Origin of the sequence: Mesorhizobium sp. PUT5 (genome assembly GCF_052216645.1) — a bacterium.
GTDB lineage: Bacteria > Pseudomonadota > Alphaproteobacteria > Rhizobiales > Rhizobiaceae > Mesorhizobium.
Genome location: NZ_JBQOSO010000003.1, coordinates 579,794 through 598,380, shown reverse-complemented (window position 1 = coordinate 598,380; position 18,587 = coordinate 579,794). Strand labels below are relative to the sequence as shown.

Below are 18,587 nucleotides of genomic sequence, written 5' to 3'. Positions count from 1 at the left end.
TTCCTGGCCGCCGGGCCCGTCGCTTTCGTCGCCTTCGCCACCTGATTCTCCCACACGACCTCCGGCGCGGCCCGCCGGCCCGCTAACTATTGCGACTATTCGCGGCCATGCAAGCCTCGCCGGGCCCGCCGGCTGCGCCCCGGCATCGGGCCGCTGCGGATCGCGCGGGGCGGCACGAAGCGCCGCCTTGTGTCGGCCAGGGGCGAACCGGACATCAACACGCGCGAAACGGCCGCGGCCACGCCACATTATTTCTCGCAACCGGCCCCGGGCGAAATCTTCCTCCCCGTTTGCCGGTTGCGTAAGCAGGGAGTTCCAAAGGCCGGAAAACGATGCTTATATGCGCGCTCCACGAGCCTGATAGAGGGGCTTGGAAGAACATCAGGGAGTGCTCAATGAAAACAAAATTGGCTTTTGCGGCCGCCTTGCTGGCCGCAACCGTCATGGGCGGGATGGCGCAGGCAAAGCAGTTGGTCTACTGCTCCGAAGCTTCGCCCGCCGGCTTCGATCCGTCACCGTGGAGCGGCGGCAACGACTTCGACGCGTCCTCGCGCACCATCTATTCGCGCCTGGTCGAGTTCGAGCACGGCAAGACCACCATCATGCCCGGGCTCGCCGAGAGCTGGACGGTTTCCGACGACGGCCTGGAATACACTTTCAAGCTGCGCCCCGGCGTCAAGTTCCAGACCACAGACTATTTCACGCCGAGCCGCGACCTCAACGCCGACGACGTGATCTTCTCCTTCGAGCGCCAGTGGAAGAAGGACAGCCCCTGGTACGACTACCTGCCGGGCACCGGCTGGGAGTATTTCACCGGCATGGGCTTCCCGGAGCTGCTCAAGGAGATCGTCAAGGTCGACGACCTGACGGTGAAGTTCGTGCTCAACAAGCCTGAGGTGGCTTTCCTGCCCGACCTCGGCATGGACTTCGCCTCGATCGTGTCGAAGGAATATGCCGACCAGCTCGAAAAGGCCGGCACGCTGCAGCAGTTCACCCAGAAGCCGATCGGCACCGGTCCCTTCCAGTTCGTGGACTACCAGGTCGACGCCGTCATCCGCTACGAGGCCTGGGACGGCTATTTCGGCGGCCGCCAGAAGATCGACGACCTGATCTTCGCCATCACGCCCGATCCGGCCGTGCGCGCGCAGAAGCTGAAGGCCGGCGAATGCGACATCATGTCCTATCCGGCACCCGCCGACATCGCAGGCCTGCAGGCCGACGCGAACCTCAAGGTCGACGAGCAGGAAGGCCTGAACATCGGCTACATGGCCTACAACACCACCGTGGCGCCCTTCGACAAGGTCGAGGTGCGCAAGGCGCTGAACATGGCGGTCAACAAGCAGGCCATCATCGACGCCGTCTACCAGGGTGCCGGCCAGGTGGCGGTGAACCCGATCCCGCCGACCATGTGGTCCTACAACACGGACATCAAGGACGATCCGTACGATCCGGAAGCGGCCAAGAAGATGCTCGAGGAAGCCGGCGTCAAGGATCTTTCCATGAAGATCTGGGCCATGCCGGTCAGCCGTCCGTACAACCCGAACGCGCAGCGCGTGGCCGAACTCATCCAGGCCGACTACGCCAAGGTGGGCGTGAAGGCCGAGATCGTCAGCTACGAATGGACCGAGTATCGCGAGCGCGGCAAGGCCAAGGACCGCGACGGCGCCTTCCAGCTCGGCTGGACCGGCGACAACGGCGACCCGGACAACTTCCTGTTCCTGCTCGGCTGCTCGGCCATCGGCCAGTCCAACTACGCGATCTGGTGCAACCAGGAGTTCGAGGACCTGCTTCAGAAAGGCAAGGCCACCACGGACGTCGCCGAGCGCACCAAGATCTACGAGGAAGCGCAGGTCGTGTTCAAGCGTGAGGCCCCGTGGCTGACCATCGCCCATTCCAAGGTGTTCATGCCCATGAACAAGAAGGTCGAGGGCTTCGCCATGGATCCGCTCGGCATCCATCGCTTCGACGGCGTCGACGTCGCCGAATGACGCCTCGCACCTAGAAAGGAACGGCGGCGCTGAACCATCGGCGCCGCCGTTTGTCTCCAATGTTCCGATATCTGCTGCACAAGCTCGCTCTCATCGTGCCGACGGTGTTCGGCATCTCGCTGGCCGCCTTCGCCTTCGTGCGGCTGCTGCCGGGTGACCCCATCCTGGCACTGGCCGGAGAGCGCGGCGTCAGCCCCGAGCGCTACGCCGAGCTCATCCACCAGTTCGGCTACGACCGGCCCTATGTGGTGCAGTATCTGGAATATATAAGGCAGGTGCTGACGGGCGACTTCGGCATCTCCATCGCCACCAAGCGGCCGGTGCTGGGCGAGTTCCAGGCGCTGTTTCCGGCCACGCTGGAACTGGCGACGGTCGCCCTCATTATCGCCATTCTCGTCGGCATCCCGGCCGGCATCTTCGCCGCCGTCAAGCGCGGCTCGTGGTTCGACCAGGCCACGATGGGCGTTGCGCTGACCGGCTATTCCATGCCGATCTTCTGGTGGGGGCTTCTGCTCATCATCTTCTTTTCCGGCTATCTCGGCTGGACGCCGGTTTCGGGCCGCATCGGCCTGCAATATTTCTTCAAGCCGACCACCGGCTTCATGCTGATCGACAGCCTGATCTCCGGCCGGGCGGGTGCCTTCAGGTCGGCGCTGAGCCATCTCATCCTGCCGTCCATCGTGCTGGCCACCATTCCGCTGGCCGTCATAGCGCGCCAGACGCGCTCGGCCATGCTGGAGGTGCTGGGCGAGGACTATGTGCGCACCGCCCGCGCCAAGGGCCTCAGCCCACGCCGCGTCATCGGCCTGCATGCCTTCCGCAACGCGCTGATCCCGGTTGTGACCACGATCGGCCTGCAGGTCGGCACGCTGATGGCAGGCGCGATCCTGACCGAGACGATCTTTTCCTGGCCCGGCATCGGCAAATGGATGATCGATGCCATCGGCAAGCGCGACTATGTCGTCGTGCAAAGCGGCCTGCTGATCATCGCGCTGATCGTGATGGCCGTGAACCTGGTCGTCGACGTGCTCTATGCCGTCATCAATCCGCGCATCAGGGTGCAGTGAGATGACCGACCAGTCCGCAGGCGAAAACACTTCCGTCGCCGTGCCCACCGGGCCGAGCCAGCAACGCGCGCTGGCCGAGTTCTGGCACTATTATTCGATGAACACCGGCGCCGTCATCGGCCTGGTGGTGTTCGCGGCCCTGGTGCTGATGGCCGTCTTCGCGCCGCTGATCGCGCCGTTCCCGCCCGACGAGCAGTTCCGCGAATTCCTGCTGACCCCGCCCGCCTGGCAGGAAGGCGGCAAGTCGATGTTCCTCCTCGGCACCGACGCGGTCGGCCGCGACATCCTCTCGCGGCTGATCCACGGCGCCCGCTATTCGCTGTTCATCGGCCTCGTGGTGGTGGTGTTCGCGCTCGTCAGCGGCATCGTGCTCGGCGTGCTGGCCGGCTATTTCCGCGGCTGGGTGGACACGCTCATCATGCGCGTCATGGACATCATCCTGTCCTTCCCCTCGCTGCTCCTGGCCCTGGTGCTGGTGGCGATCCTCGGACCCGGCCTGTTCAACGCCATGCTGGCGATCGCCATCGTGCTGCAGCCGCATTTCGCGCGCCTGACGCGCGCGGCGGTGATGGCGGAGAAGAACCGCGAATATGTCGTCTCGGCCAAGGTGGCCGGCGCCAGCCATCTCAGGCTGATGCTGGTGACCATCCTGCCGAACTGCGTGGCGCCGCTGATCGTGCAGGCCACGCTTTCGTTCTCCAACGCCATCCTGGAGGCGGCGGCCCTCGGCTTCCTGGGCATGGGCGCACAGCCGCCCACGCCGGAATGGGGCACCATGCTGGCCAGCGCGCGCGAGTTCATCCTGCGGGCACCTTGGGTGGTGACCTTCCCCGGCCTTGCCATCCTCATCACCGTGCTGGCCATCAACCTGATCGGCGACGGCCTGCGCGACGCGCTCGATCCCAAGCTGAAGAGGTCGTGAGCGATGCCCGCTTCAGCGCACCTCTATCTTGACGACGTCGCGCACGCTGCGTGCGCCGCGCCTGTCGCCCGGCACGATCAGCCGCAGCCCCGCCAGCGGCTTGCCGTCGGCCGCAGTGGCGATCATCATGGCGCGGCTGCCGAAATCCGGCGCGATCTCGCCCACCGAAAAGACGATGCGGTAGCCGTCGCGCCCCGTGACGGAGAAGATCTGCCGCAATTCGTCATGGTGGCCGCCGGTGGCGAGCGCATGGTTCGCCTCCAGCACGTCCCACAGCAGCACGCCCCTGTAGCGCGCACGGGACAGACCCTGCGAGGTCTGGAAGGCGACCTCCTGCTCGATCGCCGGCAGGCGGGCCAGGTCGCGCGCCGTCAGCCTGATCGGCGCGCCGCCCGGCACGGCAAGCTCGATTGCCCGACCGTCCGTGGCCTGGATGCCGGGAGCCTGGACGGCAGGGGCGGCCTCCTGCGCGCCTGCCCTTCCGGATGGAACGGCGAGAAGCGCCATGGCTGCGAGAACGACGACGAGCCGCATGACCGATACCTTCGCTGCACGGATTTCCGCTATGTCTGGCCGGATATTACGGCGCGGGACCGCCAGGCGCAATCGCGCCTGCCCGCACCGACCCGCATGAGCCGCACAACCGACTGCAAAGGGGAGCGCGCCCATGCCCCTGCTTGACATCAGGAATCTCACCGTCTCCTTCGACACCTCGACCGGGCCGTTCATGGCGGTCAGGGGCATCGATCTGGCCATCGAGCCGCGCGAGGTGCTGGCGATCGTGGGCGAATCGGGCTCGGGCAAGTCCGTGTCGATGCTGGCGGTGATGGGCCTGCTGCCGGCCTCGGCCACGGTCAAGGCCGACCGCATGGCCTTCAACGGCATCGACCTCCTCGGCCTCGATCCGGTGCAGCGCCGCAGGATCGTGGGCAAGGACATCTCCATGATCTTCCAGGAGCCGATCGCCAGCCTGAACCCGTGCTTCACGGTGGGCTTCCAGATCGAGGAGGTGCTGCGCGTGCATATGGGCATGGACCGCGCCCGGCGCCGCGCCCGCGCCATCGAGCTGCTTTCGCTGGTGGGCATTCCCGAGCCGCAGGAGCGCCTCGGCTCCTTCCCGCACCAGATGTCGGGCGGCCAGTGCCAGCGCGTGATGATCGCCATCGCGATCGCCTGCAACCCGAAGCTCTTGATCGCCGACGAGCCGACCACCGCGCTCGACGTCACCATACAAAAGCAGATCCTCGACCTGTTGATGCAGTTGCAGGCCGAGCACGGCATGGGGCTGATCATGATCACCCACAATATGGGCGTGGTGGCCGAGACGGCCGACCGCGTGATCGTGCAGTACAAGGGCCGCAAGATGGAGGAGGCCGACGTGCTTTCCCTGTTCGAGAACCCGAAGAGCAACTACACGCGCGCCCTGCTCTCGGCGCTGCCGGACAATGCCGTGGGCGACCGGCTGCCGACCATTTCCGACATGATGTTCGAGCCCGCCCCGGAGGCTGCGCGATGAGCCCGGTCGTCGAAGGAAGAGACATCAGGCGCGACTATCATGTCAGCGGCGGGATGTTCCGCCCGGCCCGCACGGTGCACGCGGTCAAGGGCGTGTCGTTCTCGGTGGAGAAGGGCAAGACGCTCGCCATCGTGGGGGAATCGGGCTGCGGCAAGTCCACGCTGGCGCGCATCATCACCCTGATCGACGCGCCGACCGCCGGCGAGTTGCTGATCGACGGCAACAAGGTCGACATCGCCCGCCACGGCCTGTCGCACGAGATGCGGCGCAAGGTGCAGATCGTGTTCCAGAACCCCTACGGCTCGCTCAACCCGCGCCAGAAGATCGGCGACATACTGGGCGAGCCGCTGAAGATCAACACCGACAAGCCGGCCGCGGAACGCCGCGAGCTGGCCATGCGCATGCTGACCAAGGTGGGGCTGGGGCCGGAGCACTACAACCGCTATCCGCACATGTTCTCCGGCGGCCAGCGCCAGCGCATCGCCATCGCGCGGGCCCTGATGCTGAACCCGAGCCTGCTGGTGCTGGACGAGCCGGTGTCGGCGCTCGACCTTTCGGTGCAGGCGCAGGTGCTGAACCTGCTGGCCGACCTGCAGGACGAGTTCCAGCTCACCTACATCTTCATCAGCCACGACCTTTCGGTGGTGCGCTACATCGCCGACGACGTGATGGTGATGTATTTCGGCGAGGCCGTGGAATACGGCGCGCGCGACGAGGTCTTCTCCGACCCCAAGCACAGCTACACCAGGACGCTGTTCGCCGCCACGCCGCGCGCCGACGTGGACAGCATCCGCGCCCGCCTCGCCGCCAAGCACGCCGCCTGAGCGGGCACGGCGCCGGCACGACACCGGAGGCGTCTGCTCTCCGGCGAAAGGCGACCGCATATGCGGGTGTCTCATCCTATGAAGATACCCCCACCCCTGCCCCCTCCCCACAAGGGGGAGGGGATACGGAACCGCCGCGTTTTTCGAGCGGAAATACTTCGCGACAGGGCGATACCCCGCGCCGGGAGTCCCCCCTCCCCCTTGTAGGGAGGGGTCAGGGGCGGGGTGCCGTCTGCCGAACTAATAGACAGTCGCCCTGCCCAAGCAGGGAGGGGGTCGCCGCCCGGCCCCTGCCCAGTTCGAGGCTGCCGGCGCTCAGGCCGCCTGCGCCAGCCGCTCCGGGCCCATCCGATAGGAGATCGCTTCGGCGAGGTGGACGCGGCCGACGGTCTCGCTGGCGTCGAGGTCGGCCAGCGTGCGCGCCACCTTGAGCACGCGGTGATAGGCGCGGGCGGAAAAGCCGAGCTTCTCGCTGGCGTCGCGCAGCAGCGCCTGGCCGGCGGCATCGGGCACGGCGACCTGCTCGATCTGCGCGGCCGAGCAGTGCGCGTTGGTGGCCAGGCCCGGTAACCCGAGGCTCTCGAAACGTTCGCGCTGGAAGGCGCGGGCGCGCGCCACGCGCTCGGCGACAATGGCGCTCGCCTCGGAGCGGCCGGGGCGGATGAGGTCGCTTGCCGAAACGGCCGGCACCTCGACGCGCAGGTCGATGCGGTCGAGCAGCGGTCCGGAGATGCGCGCCTGGTAGTCGGTGCGGCAGCGCTCGCCGCGCACGCAGCGCCAGCCCGGCTCGCCCGCCATGCCGCAGCGGCAGGGATTCATGGCGGCAACGAACTGGATGCGCGCCGGATAGGAGACGCGGTGGTTGGCGCGGGCGATCACGCACTCGCCTGTTTCCAGCGGCTGGCGCAGCGCGTCCAGCGCCTGCGGCGAGAATTCGGGAAACTCGTCGAGGAACAGCACGCCGTGATGGGCGAGCGAGACCTCGCCCGGCCGCGCGCGCAGGCCGCCGCCCACCAAGGCCGCCATCGAGGCCGAATGGTGCGGCGCGCGGAACGGCCGGCGGTCGCTCAGCCGACCTTCGGCCAGTTCGCCGGCGACGGAGGCGATCATCGACACTTCCAGCAACTCGCGCGGCGCCAGCGGCGGCAGGATCGACGGCAGGCGCTGCGCCAGCATCGACTTGCCGGAGCCCGGAGGCCCGGCCATCAACAGGTTATGGCCGCCGGCCGCCGCCACCTCCAACGCGCGGCGGGCGCTTTCCTGGCCCTTGATGTCGGCCAGGTCCGGCAGGTCGCATGCCGGGCGATGCGCGCCCGCCTCGGGCCGCGACAGGACCTGCGTGCCGCGGAAATGGTTGGCTATGGCGATCAGGCTGCGCGGCGCCAGAATGTCGATCCCGTTGCCGGCCCAGGCGGCCTCCGGCCCGCAGGCGTGCGGACATATCAGCCCCCTGCCCGCGGCATTGGCGCCGATGGCCGCCGGCAGTGCGCCCGCCACGGCCGCAATGGTGCCGTCGAGCGACAATTCGCCCAGCACGACATAGCCGGCCAGCGCGTCCGACGGCACCGCGCCAAGCGCCGCCATCAGCCCGAGCGCTATGGGCAGATCGTAGTGACTGCCTTCCTTGGGCAGATCGGCGGGAGCCAGGTTGACCGTGACCTTGCGCGCCGGCATCGACAGGCCCGAAGCATGGAGCGCGGCCTGCACCCGCTCCCGGCTCTCGGCCACCGCCTTGTCCGGCAGTCCGACGATGGACATGCCCACCTTGCCGGGCGCGACCATCACCTGCACGTTGACCGATACGGCCTCGATGCCCTGGAACGCGACCGTGCGCACCCGCGCGACCATGCTGCTTCCCCGCCCCTCGCGGGCGCTGCGCCCGCCGCGCCCCGCATCGTTCCCTCAGGGCGTCTTTTCCAAGACAAGCACGGTTTTCGGTTCAAATCAAGAACATTTCGGGAACGATTTCGCGCAGCGGCTGCGGGCGCGGTTGTGCCCGGTTGCGCGAAGAGAACGGGAACCGCCGAAGCCGCCCGAAGCCTCCGGGCTCGCTCCGACCGCCGGATCCTGGAGTATCCGTTTTGGTCAAGGAAGTTATGGGGCCCATTTGCGGTGGTCCCTGAGCAGTGCGTTTGCGAGGACGATCAGCTTTCGCATGATGGCGGTGATGGCGACCTTGGAGGCTTTGCCGGCGGCCTTGAGCCCATCGTAGTTTGCCTTGAGGTCTGGATTGAAGCGCGTGGCGACGAGGGCCGGCATGTAGAGGGCCTGGCGAACGTTGGCCCGACCGCCTCTGATGAAGGCGCGGCCTGTCCATTTTCCAGACTGGCGTGCGACCGGGGCGAGGCCAGCGAGCGATGCAGCCTGGGTGTTTTCGAGGGTGCCGAGTTCGGGCATGTCGATGATCAGCGCGAAGGCGGTGATGGCCGAGACGCCGGGGATCGATACAAGGATGTCGAAGCGGTTGGCTAGGTCAGGATCGGCCTTGATGAGCTTCATGATCTCGACTTCGATCGCGGCGAGCTGGCGCTCGATCTGCCTGAGTTGCTCGCCATTGTGACGCTTGAGGATGGGTAAGGTCAGGTTCTTTGCTCTGTTCTTCGCCGCCGTGCGGTTTTTCACCAGCGCCTCGCGGGCCATGGAGAGATCCTTGAGATCATTAAGGAGCGGGCCGCGCGTCGGTCGGGCCTCGAGGTCGAGCAACATCCCCATGCGCGCCAGCATGGCGGCGTCGAGCCGGTCGGTCTTGGCAAGCCGGCCGGTGGCCTCGGCGAAGCGCCTTGCCTGACGCGGATTGACCTTGACAAGGGCGAAGCCGCCATCCGCCAGCCTCCGCTCGAAGGCTCGGTGATAAGGACCGGTCGGTTCGTAGACGATGCGGGTGTCAGGCTGTGCCAGCCACGCCAGGAATGCTCTATGGCCGGCCTTGTCGTTGCCAAAGCGGCGGCTTTTGCCATCGCTCATGCGGTGGGCGTCGAGATGGTCTTTCGAGATGTTGACGCCGATGGTATCGTTCATCATCTTTCGCTTGTCCTGTGCTTGTCGTCCGCAGCCGAACTGCGGGTATCCGTTCAGGCCTCAAGAGAAAGACGAGGGCGATCACACTCTAGCTCGACCCGTCAACGGTCAGCATTTCAACGATCCGACCCTCGCCGCCGACGAGGGGCTGCTACCCCTCCCGGCGGTCCCTTCTTCGCCCGTTCGGCAGCAAAAGTCATAAGACAAGCATTTCCGCTTTTCTCCGAAAAGCGAAAACGCTCTATCCTGTTGTTTTTACGCAATTCCGGCCGGAAAACCGGTTCCCAGTTTTCCTGGAATTACTCCGGCGTCAAATTAACGCTTGGCCTCCACCGCGTCCCAGAACAGGGCGGCGATGTCGGCGCCGCCGAAGCGCTTCACCTCGCGCACGCCGGTGGGCGAGGTGACGTTGATCTCGGTCATCCAGTCGCCGATGACGTCGATGCCGACGAGGATGAAGCCGCGCTCGCGCAGCGAGGGGCCGATCGCCGCGCAGATCTCACGCTCGCGCGGCGTCAGCTCGGCCTTCTCGGCGCGGCCGCCTATATGCATGTTGGAGCGGGATTCGTGCTCGGCCGGCACGCGGTTGACGGCGCCCACCGGCTCGCCGTCGATCAGGATGATGCGCTTGTCGCCCTTGCGCACGTCCTTCAGGTAGCGCTGCACGATGAAGGGCTCGCGGAACATCTGCCCGAACAGTTCGAGCAGCGAGGCGAGGTTGCGGTCGGCCTCGTGCAGATGGAAGATGCCCGCCCCGCCATTGCCGTAGAGCGGCTTGACGATGATGTCGCCGTGCTGGCGGCGGAAGGCGGCCACTTCCTGCGGGTCCTTGGTGATCAGCGTCTCCGGCATCAGGCCGGAAAACTCGGTGACGAAGATCTTCTCCGGGCTGTTGCGCACCCAGGCGGGATCGTTGACCACCAGGGTCCCGGGGTGGATGCGTTCCAGTATGTGCGTGGTGGTGATGTAGTTCATGTCGAAGGGCGGGTCCTGGCGCAGCAGCACCACGTCCATTTCCGACAGATCGGTGCGCACCGGCTCGCCGAGCGAATAGTGGCTGCCCTCCTCGTCGCGCACCTGCATTTCCTCGATCCGGGCGAAGACCGTGCTGCCGAGCAGGGAAAGCCGGTCGGGCGTGTAGTGATAGAGCTTGTGGCCGCGGCGCTGCGCTTCCAGGCAAAGCGCGAAAGTGGTGTCGCCGGCGATCGACACGGTCGAGATATGGTCCATCTGGACGGCGATCTTGAGCGGCATGGCAGGTCTCCGAAGGAAGAGGGCTCGGTGGCAAGCATGTATCGTTTTCGGCACGCGGTGCCAATCGTTGCTTGCAAAGATCACAGGGGTGCGGGCCAGGCCGCATCATCCCTTTCTTAAGGCTTGCCGTGCAAGGGTGGGCAGATCCAGCAAGAGCCGGACGTTGCAACGTTGGGGATTGCGACCATGAATGCCGTCACCGCCACGCGCGCCGCCGACAGCGGGCAGCTCGAACTGACCATCCTGATGCCTTGCCTCAACGAAGCCGAGACGCTGGCCGCCTGCATCGGCAAGGCGCAGGGCTTCCTCCAGCGCGCCGGCATAGCCGGCGAGGTTCTCATCGCCGACAACGGCAGCACCGACGGCTCGCAGGAGATCGCGACCGGCATGGGCGCGCGCGTCGTACCGGTCGGGCAAAAGGGCTATGGCGCGGCCCTGCTGGGCGGCATAGCCGCCGCCAGGGGCCGTTTCGTCATCATGGGCGATGCCGACGACAGCTATGATTTCGGCGCGCTCGGCCCCTTTGTGGCGCGGCTGCGCGACGGGGCGGACCTTGTCATGGGCAACCGTTTCCAGGGCGGCATCGCGGCCGGCGCCATGCCGGTGCTGCATCGCTATCTCGGCAACCCGGTGCTGAGCTTCCTCGGCCGGCTGTTCTTCCGCATCGGCACGGGCGATTTCCACTGCGGCCTGCGCGGCTTCAACGCCGAGGCGATCCGCAGGCTGGACCTTCAAACCACGGGAATGGAGTTCGCCAGCGAAATGGTGGTGCGGGGTGCGCTGGCCGGCCTGCGCATCGAGGAGGTGCCGACCACGCTGAAGCCTGACGGCCGCAGCCGGCCGCCGCACCTGCGCACCTGGCGCGACGGCTGGCGGCACCTGAAATTCCTGCTCATGTACAATCCGCGCTGGCTGTTCTTCATTCCCGGCCTGGCGCTGACCGGGCTCGGCACGCTGTTTGCGGCGCTGCTGCTGTTCGGCCCGCTGGTGGTCGTCGACAACATCTCGCTCGACCTCAACACCTTCATGGCTGCCTGCTTCATGGTCGTGGCAGGCGTGCAGTTGCTGACCTTCGGGGCGATCTCGCGCAACTATGCTGCCATGACCGGAATCCTGCCCGGCAATGCACGCTCGGACTGGCTGGCCAGGACGATCAGCCCCGACCGGCTTGCGGCCAATGCGGCGATCTGCTTTGCGGGCGGCGTGCTGTTCTTCGGCTATGCCGTGGTGCGCTGGGCGCAGCTCGATTTCGGCCCGCTGGACGATTCCGAGATCGCGCGCATCGTGGTGCTGGGGCTCACGCTCATCATCATCGCCCTGCAGGCATTTTTCTCGGCGTTCCTGCTCGGGGTTCTGGAGATTCCGGTCAAGCGGCTCAAGGCAGGCCCGTCCCCGGAAACGCCTCGTGCCGGCGCATGAGGCGCCCGTTGCAGGAACTCGTCAAAAGCAGGATGTGCCGCTTCCTGATCGTAGGCGCGGGCGCGGCGCTGCTGCTGCTGGTGCTGAGCTATGCGCTGGTCAGCCTGGGCATGTCGCCGTTCACCGGCAGCGTCCTTGCCTATGCGGTCGCCTTCTGCTGCGCCTACACGGCCCAGCGCGGCTGGACGTTCGGCGGGGATCACGACCATGCGCGCGCCCTGCCGCGCTATTTCGTGCTCCAGGCCGGCTGCGCCGCCTTCTCGGGCCTGGTTTCCCATCTCGCGGTGACCCGCCTGGGCATGGCGCCGCTGCCCATGGCCGCGGCGACCACCATAGCCGCCAGCGCGGCAAGCTATGTGGTCTCGTCTGCCTGGGTGTTTCCCACGACGGGCCGCAAAGGCCAAGGCGCGGCGCTTTACCGTTTGTTGAAGCGGCCGTTCTAGCCTGCCGGCGAGGCCGAATCTGAGGACTGCGACATGACGGCGATTCCGGCCACCATGCCGGCAAAGGAAATACCTCGAAACACATGGCGCACCGACGTGCTCATGGCGCTCGCCGCCACGCTGGTGATGCTGGCGGTGAGCGGCATTTCCGGCTTTGCCAGCCTGAGCGACATGCGCGGCGACAATGACAGCCTGCTGCGGCTGGTGGAGGTGCGCGACCTCCTGGGCGGACAAGGCTGGTTCGACCTCCACCAATACAGGATGGGGCCCGAAGGGGGTCTGGTCATGCACTGGTCGCGGCTCGTCGACGCCCCGCAGGCCGCGATCGTGCTGGCCGTGCAGGCGTTCACCGGCAGCGCCGCGCTGGCCGAGACGGCGGCAAGGGTGCTGTGGCCGACGCTGCTCTACGGGCTGACCCTGTTCTTCCTGGTTCGCGCCGCGCGCCGCTTCGGCGGCGAAGCCGCGGTCCTGCCCGCAACGGTGATCTCGGCAGCGGCGCTGTTCTTCGTCGGCATTTTCGAGGCCGGGGCGCTCGACCATCACAATATCCAGCTCATGCTGACCGTGGCCGCCCTGTCGCTGCTGCTGGAGGCGCGCGAAAGCTGGCGGGCCGCCGCGCTGGCGGGCGCCTGCACGGCGCTGACGCTCGCCGTCGGTATGGAGACGGCGCCCTACGTCGCGGTCATCGGCCTTAGCGTGGCAACCCTTCTCGTGGTCGACGCGCAAGGCGAGCGGCGCATGGCGGCGGGCTTCGGCCTCGGCTTCGCCGGCATCGCCGCCGCGGCCTTCCTCGCCACCGTCCCGCCTTCCGCCTGGGGCACGGCCACCTGCGACGCCTTCTCGGCCGCGCAACTCATACCTGCCGCGATCGCAGGTATCGGCCTTGCGGCCGTCGCATCGCTGCCGGCCCTCCATGCCGGCCGCGCGCGGCTTCTGCTCTCGCTCGGCGGGCTGGGCCTTGCCCTGGCCGCGGCGGTCGTCGTGTTCTTCCCGCAATGCCTCGCTTCACCCTATGCGGGCGTCGATCCGCGGTTGCGCGGCCTGTGGCTCGACCATATCGCGGAGGCGCAGTCGCTGCCGCAGCTTCTCGCCAGCGACCTCACCACCGTGGTTGCGCGCTATGCCACGCCGCTGCTCGCCCTGGGGCTGATGGCGCGCCGGCTTCTGCAGGGAGGCTGGCGCCGGCAGGACAGCATCGTCGCCGCTCTTCTGGCCACGGCCTTCGCCGTCAGCGTCTGGCAGGTGCGCGGCTCGACCTTCTCCATTCCGCTGGCGGCGATCCCGCTGGCGGCCTGGGTGGGCGCCTGGCGCGGCCGGGTGGAGGCCGGCGCAGCGCGCGGCGCGACGCTAAAAATGCTTGCCGCATGGCTCGCTTCCATCAACCTGATCTGGAGCGGCGCGGCGGGTGCGGCCGGCTCCATGCTGGAAGCCCGGGACGCAGCGCAAGGCGCGGCCGAGCAGAGCTGCCAGCGCGCCGCCGATTTCGCCCTGCTGGCCGCCCAGCCCGACACCACGGTGCTGGCCGTCTCCAATCTGGGCTCGCCGATCCTGGCCTATACCGGCCACCGCGTGCTGGCCGGCCCCTATCACCGCAATGTGGAAGGCAATTTGCTCGTGCTCGACGCGCTGACCGGCCCGGCGGATGCAGCGCAGGAGCTGATACGAAACCACGGCATCGGGCTGGTGGCGCTTTGCCGCGGCAATGCGGAGACGTCGTTCCTGACGGGGCGGAGCCCGGACGGGCTGCTGGCCGGGCTGGTGCACGAAACGGTGCCGAACTGGCTGGAGCCGGTCGCCGGCACGGCCGGGCAACCCGTCGAACTCTATCGGGTGCGGCCAGCCGAATAGGGACGCCTGGACCAAAGCTACCGCATGGGGAGGATACCTTTCCTTAAAGGGTTTGCTGCGAGTGTCGCAAAAAATCCCGGGAAACAAGAACAAGGGACGGGGACAAAAGAATGAACATGCCGTTCGGCGTCGCATCGGCGGGCAGGGAAAGCACGGATCTGGCCTTCACGGACCCGCTTACCGGCCTGGGCAACCACCGGCGGTTCTTCGACAAGATCGACCGGCTCATCAGCGACCGCGCCGACGACCCGGCGCCTTTCGCCGTCGGCATTCTCGATCTCGACGGATTCAAGCCGATCAACGACCTGTTCGGCCACAAGGCCGGCGACGACATATTGGTGCAGGTGGCCATGCGCCTGCGCGCATCCATGGACAGCCATTCGACGGTCTGCCGCATCGGCGCCGACGAATTCGCCTTCCTCTACCCCATGGTGTTTTCCGAGGAGGCCGCGACCGAGAAGGCGCGCATGCTGATCGAGATCCTGTCGGCGCCCTATGACGTCGGCGAACGGACGGCCCGGCTGTCGGCCTCCACGGGCTGCTCGCTGTTCTATTCCGGCGACGAGACCACCGAGATCCTCGTCAACAAGGCGGAGACCGCGCTCTACCACGCCAAGCGTTCCGGGCGCGGCCGCGTCGTGGTCTACACGCGCGAGATGGAGGAGGCGGCCAAGCGCGTCACCCGCATCGAGCAGGCGCTGCGCCGCGCCGTCTCGGCCGGCGAGGTCGAACCGCATTTCCAGCCCATCGTCAACCTTTCCAGCCGCCGCACCATCGGCTTCGAGACGCTGGCGCGCTGGACCGACCGCGATCTGGGTCCCGTGTCGCCCGCCGTCTTCATCCCCATCGCGGAAGAACGCGGCATCATAGGCCCGCTGTCGCAACTGGTGCTGCGCAAGGCCACCGAGGCGGCGCGAAGCTGGCCGAAGGAGCTGTTCCTGTCCTTCAACCTGTCGCCGTCGCAGCTTGTCGACCAGAACACCGGCCTGCACATATTGGCGATCCTCGACCGCACGGGCTTCGACCCGCGCCGGCTGGAGATCGAGATCACCGAAACCGGCCTGATGACCGATCCGGCCTCGGCCGAGAAGATCGTCAACGACCTGCGCCGCGTCGGCATCCGCGTCTCGCTCGACGATTTCGGCACCGGCCAGTCGTCGCTGGGGCGGCTGCGCGAATTCCATTTCGACAAGCTCAAGATCGACCGCGCCTTCGTCTCCTCGATCCTCGATGACCGTCCTTCCGAGCACATCATCCGGGCGATCCTGGCCATGTGCGAGGGCCTCGGCATGGAAGTGGTGGCCGAAGGCATCGAGGAAGAGGCGCAGGCCGACCGCCTGATCGAGTTCGGCTGTGGCGGCGGCCAGGGCTTCCTGTTCGGCAAGCCGGCGGACGCCGACGCCACGCTGGGCTATCTGCGCGACGCCTTCCGCGGCGCGCGGCGGGCCGGAGCGCTCTGACCGGAACGCCCCGGCCGGAACGCCATGGCCGAAGCGCGCGGCCGGCCGCCCGCATCCTGCAATTTTGTCCGACATAAGCGGGAAAATCGGATTTGACGCTTGCCCGGCTGACCGGGCCGGCTAGACCATGATGCCGAAAAGTATGTTAGCGGTTTTCGGACGACATCATGGTCTAGCTAATTGATTTTGCCGCATGTATGCGACGCCAAGTGATTCCACTTGGCTGCAACATGCTCTAGGATGCGCCCGCCTCGAAACCGGAGTAGAACAGCCATGATGCCGACCGCACGCTTTGCCGACCTCGAAGGCGCCTCCGTACTCATCACCGGCGGCGGCTCCGGCATCGGCGCGGCGCTCACGGAAGGCTTCGCGCGGCAGGGCGCCAGGGTCGCCTTCATCGATTTCGCCGAAGAGCCGAGCCGCAAGCTGTGCGACACGATCGGCGAGGCGACCGGCAACCGGCCCCTGCATCTGATGGCGGACCTGCGCGACATTGCGGCATTGCGCGAGGCCGTGGCCAGCGCCGCCGCCGCGCATGGGCCGGTGACCGTGCTGATCAACAACGCCGCCCGCGACGACCGCCACGCGGCCGAAGAGGTGACGCCCGAAAGCTGGGACGCCAACCTGGACATCAATCTCCGCCCCCACTTCTTCACCATACAGGCGGTGGTGGACGGCATGCGCAAGGCCGGCGGCGGCGCAATCGTCAATTTCACCTCCACCTCCTTCATGCTCAACCTCGGCGACATGCCCGCCTACACCGCGGCCAAGGCCGGCGTCATCGGCCTGACCAAGGGCCTTGCCGGGCGCTACGGCAAGGACGGCATCCGCGTGAACGCGGTGGCGCCCGGCTGGGTCATCACCGAGCGCCAGCGGCAATTGTGGGTGACGGAGGAAAAGCTTGCCGCCCACGTCGCCCGGCAGGCGATCCCGCGCGTCATGGTGGCCGACGACATGGTCGGGCCCTGCCTGTTCCTCGCCTCCAATGCCTCGGCCATGCTGACGGCGCAGACCCTGATCGTCGACGGAGGGTTCCTGTGACCGTGATGCCGGCCGTCGCGGCCGTCGACTGGGGCACGACGCGGCTGCGCGCCTGGCTGCTCGGCGCCGGCGGCGCGGTGCTGGCCGAGCGGCGCGGCGACGACGGTCTGATCACGGCGCGCGAGGCCGGCTTCGCCGCCGTGCTCGACGGCCACCTCGCCGCGATGGGCGCGCCGGCCGGCCTGCCGGTCATCATGTGCGGCATGGTGGGTTCGCGCCAGGGCTGGATCGAGGCGCCCTATGTGGACGTGCCGGCCGATATCGGCGCCATATTGCAGGGCGCGGCGCGCATCGAGGGCACGGCCCGCGACATCCGCATCGTGCCGGGCCTGGCGCAGCGCCTGGCGGACGCGCCCGACGTGATGCGCGGCGAGGAGACCCAGCTTGCCGGCGCCGGCCTGCCGGCCAAGGGCCGGCACATTGTGTGCATGCCCGGCACGCATTCGAAATGGGTGGAGGTGGAGGACGGCGCGGTGGCCGGCTTCGGCACCTGGCCGACGGGCGAGCTTTTCTCCGTGCTGGCCGCGCATTCCATCCTGCGCCATTCGCTCGGCGAAAGACCCGCGCCCGTGCTGGCCGACGATGCCGGTTTCCGCCGCTGCTGCGAGGCCGCGCTTGGCGAGGGCGGCGATTTCGCTTCGCGTCTGTTTTCCATCCGCGCCGCCGGGCTTCTGCACGGGCAGACGCCGGAGCAGGCCGCGGCCGACCTCTCCGGCCTGCTGATCGGCGCCGAGATCGCCTCGGCGCGCCGCCGCTACGGCATGGCCGCAGGCACGGTGACGCTGGTGGCCTCCGGCGCGCTGGGCCGGCTCTACGAAGCTGCGCTCGGCCTTGCCGGGCTACAGGTCCGGCCGGTCGATGCGGACGAAGCGGTGCGCGCCGGCCTCATGGCGGCCGCGCGCCACAACCGCATGATTGCCCAGGGAGCCCCCGCATGACCCCCACCGCCCCCTTCCCCAGGCTGCAGCGCGGCCTGGTGGCCATATTGCGCGGGCTGATGCCGGCAGAGGCGGTCGGTGTCGCCGAAGCCGTCCATGCGGCCGGCATCGAGGCGATCGAGGTGCCGCTCAATTCGCCCGAGCCGTTTTCCTCCATTGCCGCGATCGCGCGCGCCCTGCCCGCAACCGCGCTGGTCGGCGCCGGCACGGTGCTGACCCCTGCCGATGTCGACAGATTGAGCGACGCCGGCGGCAGGCTGCTGGTCAGCCCCAACATCGACGCGGCCGTGATGGAGCGCGCCGCACGGCACGCCATGGTGACCATGCCCGGCGTGTTCACGCCCACCGAAGCCTTCCGGGCGGTGGCGCTGGGCGCCTCGGCGCTGAAATTCTTTCCCGCCAGCGTGCTCGGGCCCGGCGGCATCGCCGCCATGCGCGCGGTGCTGCCGAAAGACCTGGCCGTCGGCGCCGTCGGCGGCGTCTCGGAGAAGGATTTCGCCGGCTACAAGGCCGCCGGCGTCTCTCTGTTCGGCCTCGGCTCCAGCCTGTTCAAGCCGGGCATGACGGCGGCCGAGGTCGGCAAGCGCGCCCGTGCGGCGGCCGAGGCCTGGGATTCGGCCTTCGGCCAGGACTGACTGTATCGGCGCCGCCGCGCGCCCCGTTCCCCCGCATTTGCCAAGGGGTTGCTGGCGGCCGAAATGCGGCGCGCTGCTCGTGTCGAGTCGTGATCGGCGCGGCTATGGACGCCGCCTTGCGGTTCCCGCAGAAGCATGCGCGCGCCGGGATTTCCGGCTCGATCGGGCGACGAATGCCGCGGCCACGAAAGCGGCGGACGCAATCTGCAAAAGT

Annotated in this window: 16 protein-coding genes; 12 read left to right on the top strand and 4 right to left on the bottom strand. The window is 67.6% G+C overall.

Translation table 11 applies throughout. The features are described 5' to 3' along the window. The first annotated feature begins 395 nt into the window (after nt 1-395). Genes ACTDI4_RS04415 through ACTDI4_RS04405 form a run of 3 tightly spaced genes read left to right on the top strand, consistent with a single transcriptional unit; the run spans nt 396 to nt 3,977 of the window. Nucleotides 396-1,988, top strand: coding sequence for an ABC transporter substrate-binding protein (locus ACTDI4_RS04415; RefSeq protein ID WP_442839999.1), 1,593 nt, complete (start codon nt 396-398; stop codon nt 1,986-1,988). A 59-nt stretch (nt 1,989-2,047) separates the two neighbouring features. Next, the gene (locus ACTDI4_RS04410; protein WP_442839998.1) at nt 2,048-3,055 is read left to right on the top strand and encodes an ABC transporter permease subunit; all 1,008 of its coding nucleotides are present in this window, start codon (nt 2,048-2,050) and stop codon (nt 3,053-3,055) included. A 1-nt stretch (nt 3,056) separates the two neighbouring features. Continuing rightward, the gene (locus ACTDI4_RS04405; protein ID WP_442839997.1) at nt 3,057-3,977 is read left to right on the top strand and encodes an ABC transporter permease subunit; all 921 of its coding nucleotides are present in this window, start codon (nt 3,057-3,059) and stop codon (nt 3,975-3,977) included. A gap of 12 nt (nt 3,978-3,989) precedes the next feature. Here the strand turns inward: ACTDI4_RS04405 and ACTDI4_RS04400 are convergent, their stop codons facing one another. Further along, the gene (locus tag ACTDI4_RS04400) at nt 3,990-4,511 is read right to left on the bottom strand and encodes a molybdopterin-dependent oxidoreductase (RefSeq protein WP_442839996.1); all 522 of its coding nucleotides are present in this window, start codon (nt 4,509-4,511) and stop codon (nt 3,990-3,992) included. 133 nt (nt 4,512-4,644) lie between these two features. Between ACTDI4_RS04400 and ACTDI4_RS04395 the strand changes: the two genes are divergently transcribed. Together ACTDI4_RS04395 and ACTDI4_RS04390 are read left to right on the top strand one after the other, a co-directional pair. Then, complete coding sequence (locus ACTDI4_RS04395) at nt 4,645-5,493, top strand: ABC transporter ATP-binding protein (RefSeq protein ID WP_442839995.1); 849 nt, start codon at nt 4,645-4,647, stop codon at nt 5,491-5,493. Next, nucleotides 5,490-6,317 carry a dipeptide ABC transporter ATP-binding protein gene (locus ACTDI4_RS04390; RefSeq protein WP_442839994.1) on the top strand — a complete coding sequence of 276 codons (828 nt, stop codon included), beginning with the start codon at nt 5,490-5,492 and terminating at the stop codon, nt 6,315-6,317. The genes ACTDI4_RS04395 and ACTDI4_RS04390 overlap by 4 nt, the downstream gene beginning before the upstream one ends. A 315-nt stretch (nt 6,318-6,632) precedes the next feature. Here the strand turns inward: ACTDI4_RS04390 and ACTDI4_RS04385 are convergent, their stop codons facing one another. The 3 genes from ACTDI4_RS04385 to gshB all read right to left on the bottom strand — a co-directional run bounded on the left by ACTDI4_RS04385 (nt 6,633) and on the right by gshB (nt 10,589). Further along, a complete protein-coding gene (locus tag ACTDI4_RS04385; protein WP_442839993.1) occupies nt 6,633-8,165 on the bottom strand; it encodes a YifB family Mg chelatase-like AAA ATPase in 1,533 nt (510 codons plus the stop codon). Nucleotides 8,166-8,411: 246 nt separating this feature from the next. Further along, nucleotides 8,412-9,338, bottom strand: a complete 927-nt coding sequence (locus ACTDI4_RS04380) for an IS110 family transposase (protein ID WP_442839992.1) — start codon at nt 9,336-9,338, stop codon at nt 8,412-8,414. Nucleotides 9,339-9,650: 312 nt separating this feature from the next. Then, a complete protein-coding gene (gene gshB / locus ACTDI4_RS04375) occupies nt 9,651-10,589 on the bottom strand; it encodes a glutathione synthase (protein WP_442839991.1) in 939 nt (312 codons plus the stop codon). A 186-nt stretch (nt 10,590-10,775) separates the two neighbouring features. On the opposite strand from gshB, the gene ACTDI4_RS04370 reads away from it, so the two are divergent. From ACTDI4_RS04370 to ACTDI4_RS04340, 7 genes are all read left to right on the top strand, one after another. After that, nucleotides 10,776-12,008, top strand: coding sequence for a glycosyltransferase family 2 protein (locus tag ACTDI4_RS04370; protein ID WP_442839990.1), 1,233 nt, complete (start codon nt 10,776-10,778; stop codon nt 12,006-12,008). Nucleotides 12,009-12,016: 8 nt separating this feature from the next. Continuing rightward, nucleotides 12,017-12,451 (top strand): GtrA family protein, encoded by a 435-nt coding sequence (locus tag ACTDI4_RS04365; protein ID WP_442839989.1) that lies wholly within the window; start codon nt 12,017-12,019, stop codon nt 12,449-12,451. Between the two features lie 33 nt (nt 12,452-12,484). Then, nucleotides 12,485-14,299 carry a GtrA family protein gene (locus tag ACTDI4_RS04360; protein ID WP_442839988.1) on the top strand — a complete coding sequence of 605 codons (1,815 nt, stop codon included), beginning with the start codon at nt 12,485-12,487 and terminating at the stop codon, nt 14,297-14,299. Between the two features lie 110 nt (nt 14,300-14,409). Further along, entirely contained in the window at nt 14,410-15,759 is a 1,350-nt protein-coding gene (locus ACTDI4_RS04355) for a putative bifunctional diguanylate cyclase/phosphodiesterase (protein WP_442839987.1), read from the top strand. A gap of 273 nt (nt 15,760-16,032) precedes the next feature. Next, the gene (locus tag ACTDI4_RS04350) at nt 16,033-16,800 is read left to right on the top strand and encodes an SDR family NAD(P)-dependent oxidoreductase (RefSeq protein ID WP_442839986.1); all 768 of its coding nucleotides are present in this window, start codon (nt 16,033-16,035) and stop codon (nt 16,798-16,800) included. Nucleotides 16,801-16,805: 5 nt separating this feature from the next. Continuing rightward, nucleotides 16,806-17,738, top strand: a complete 933-nt coding sequence (locus tag ACTDI4_RS04345; protein ID WP_442843262.1) for a 2-dehydro-3-deoxygalactonokinase — start codon at nt 16,806-16,808, stop codon at nt 17,736-17,738. Further along, nucleotides 17,735-18,373: a 2-dehydro-3-deoxy-6-phosphogalactonate aldolase gene (locus ACTDI4_RS04340; RefSeq protein WP_442839985.1), complete on the top strand. Its 639-nt coding sequence runs from the start codon at nt 17,735-17,737 to the stop codon at nt 18,371-18,373. The genes ACTDI4_RS04345 and ACTDI4_RS04340 overlap by 4 nt, the downstream gene beginning before the upstream one ends. Nucleotides 18,374-18,587: the final 214 nt, after the last annotated feature.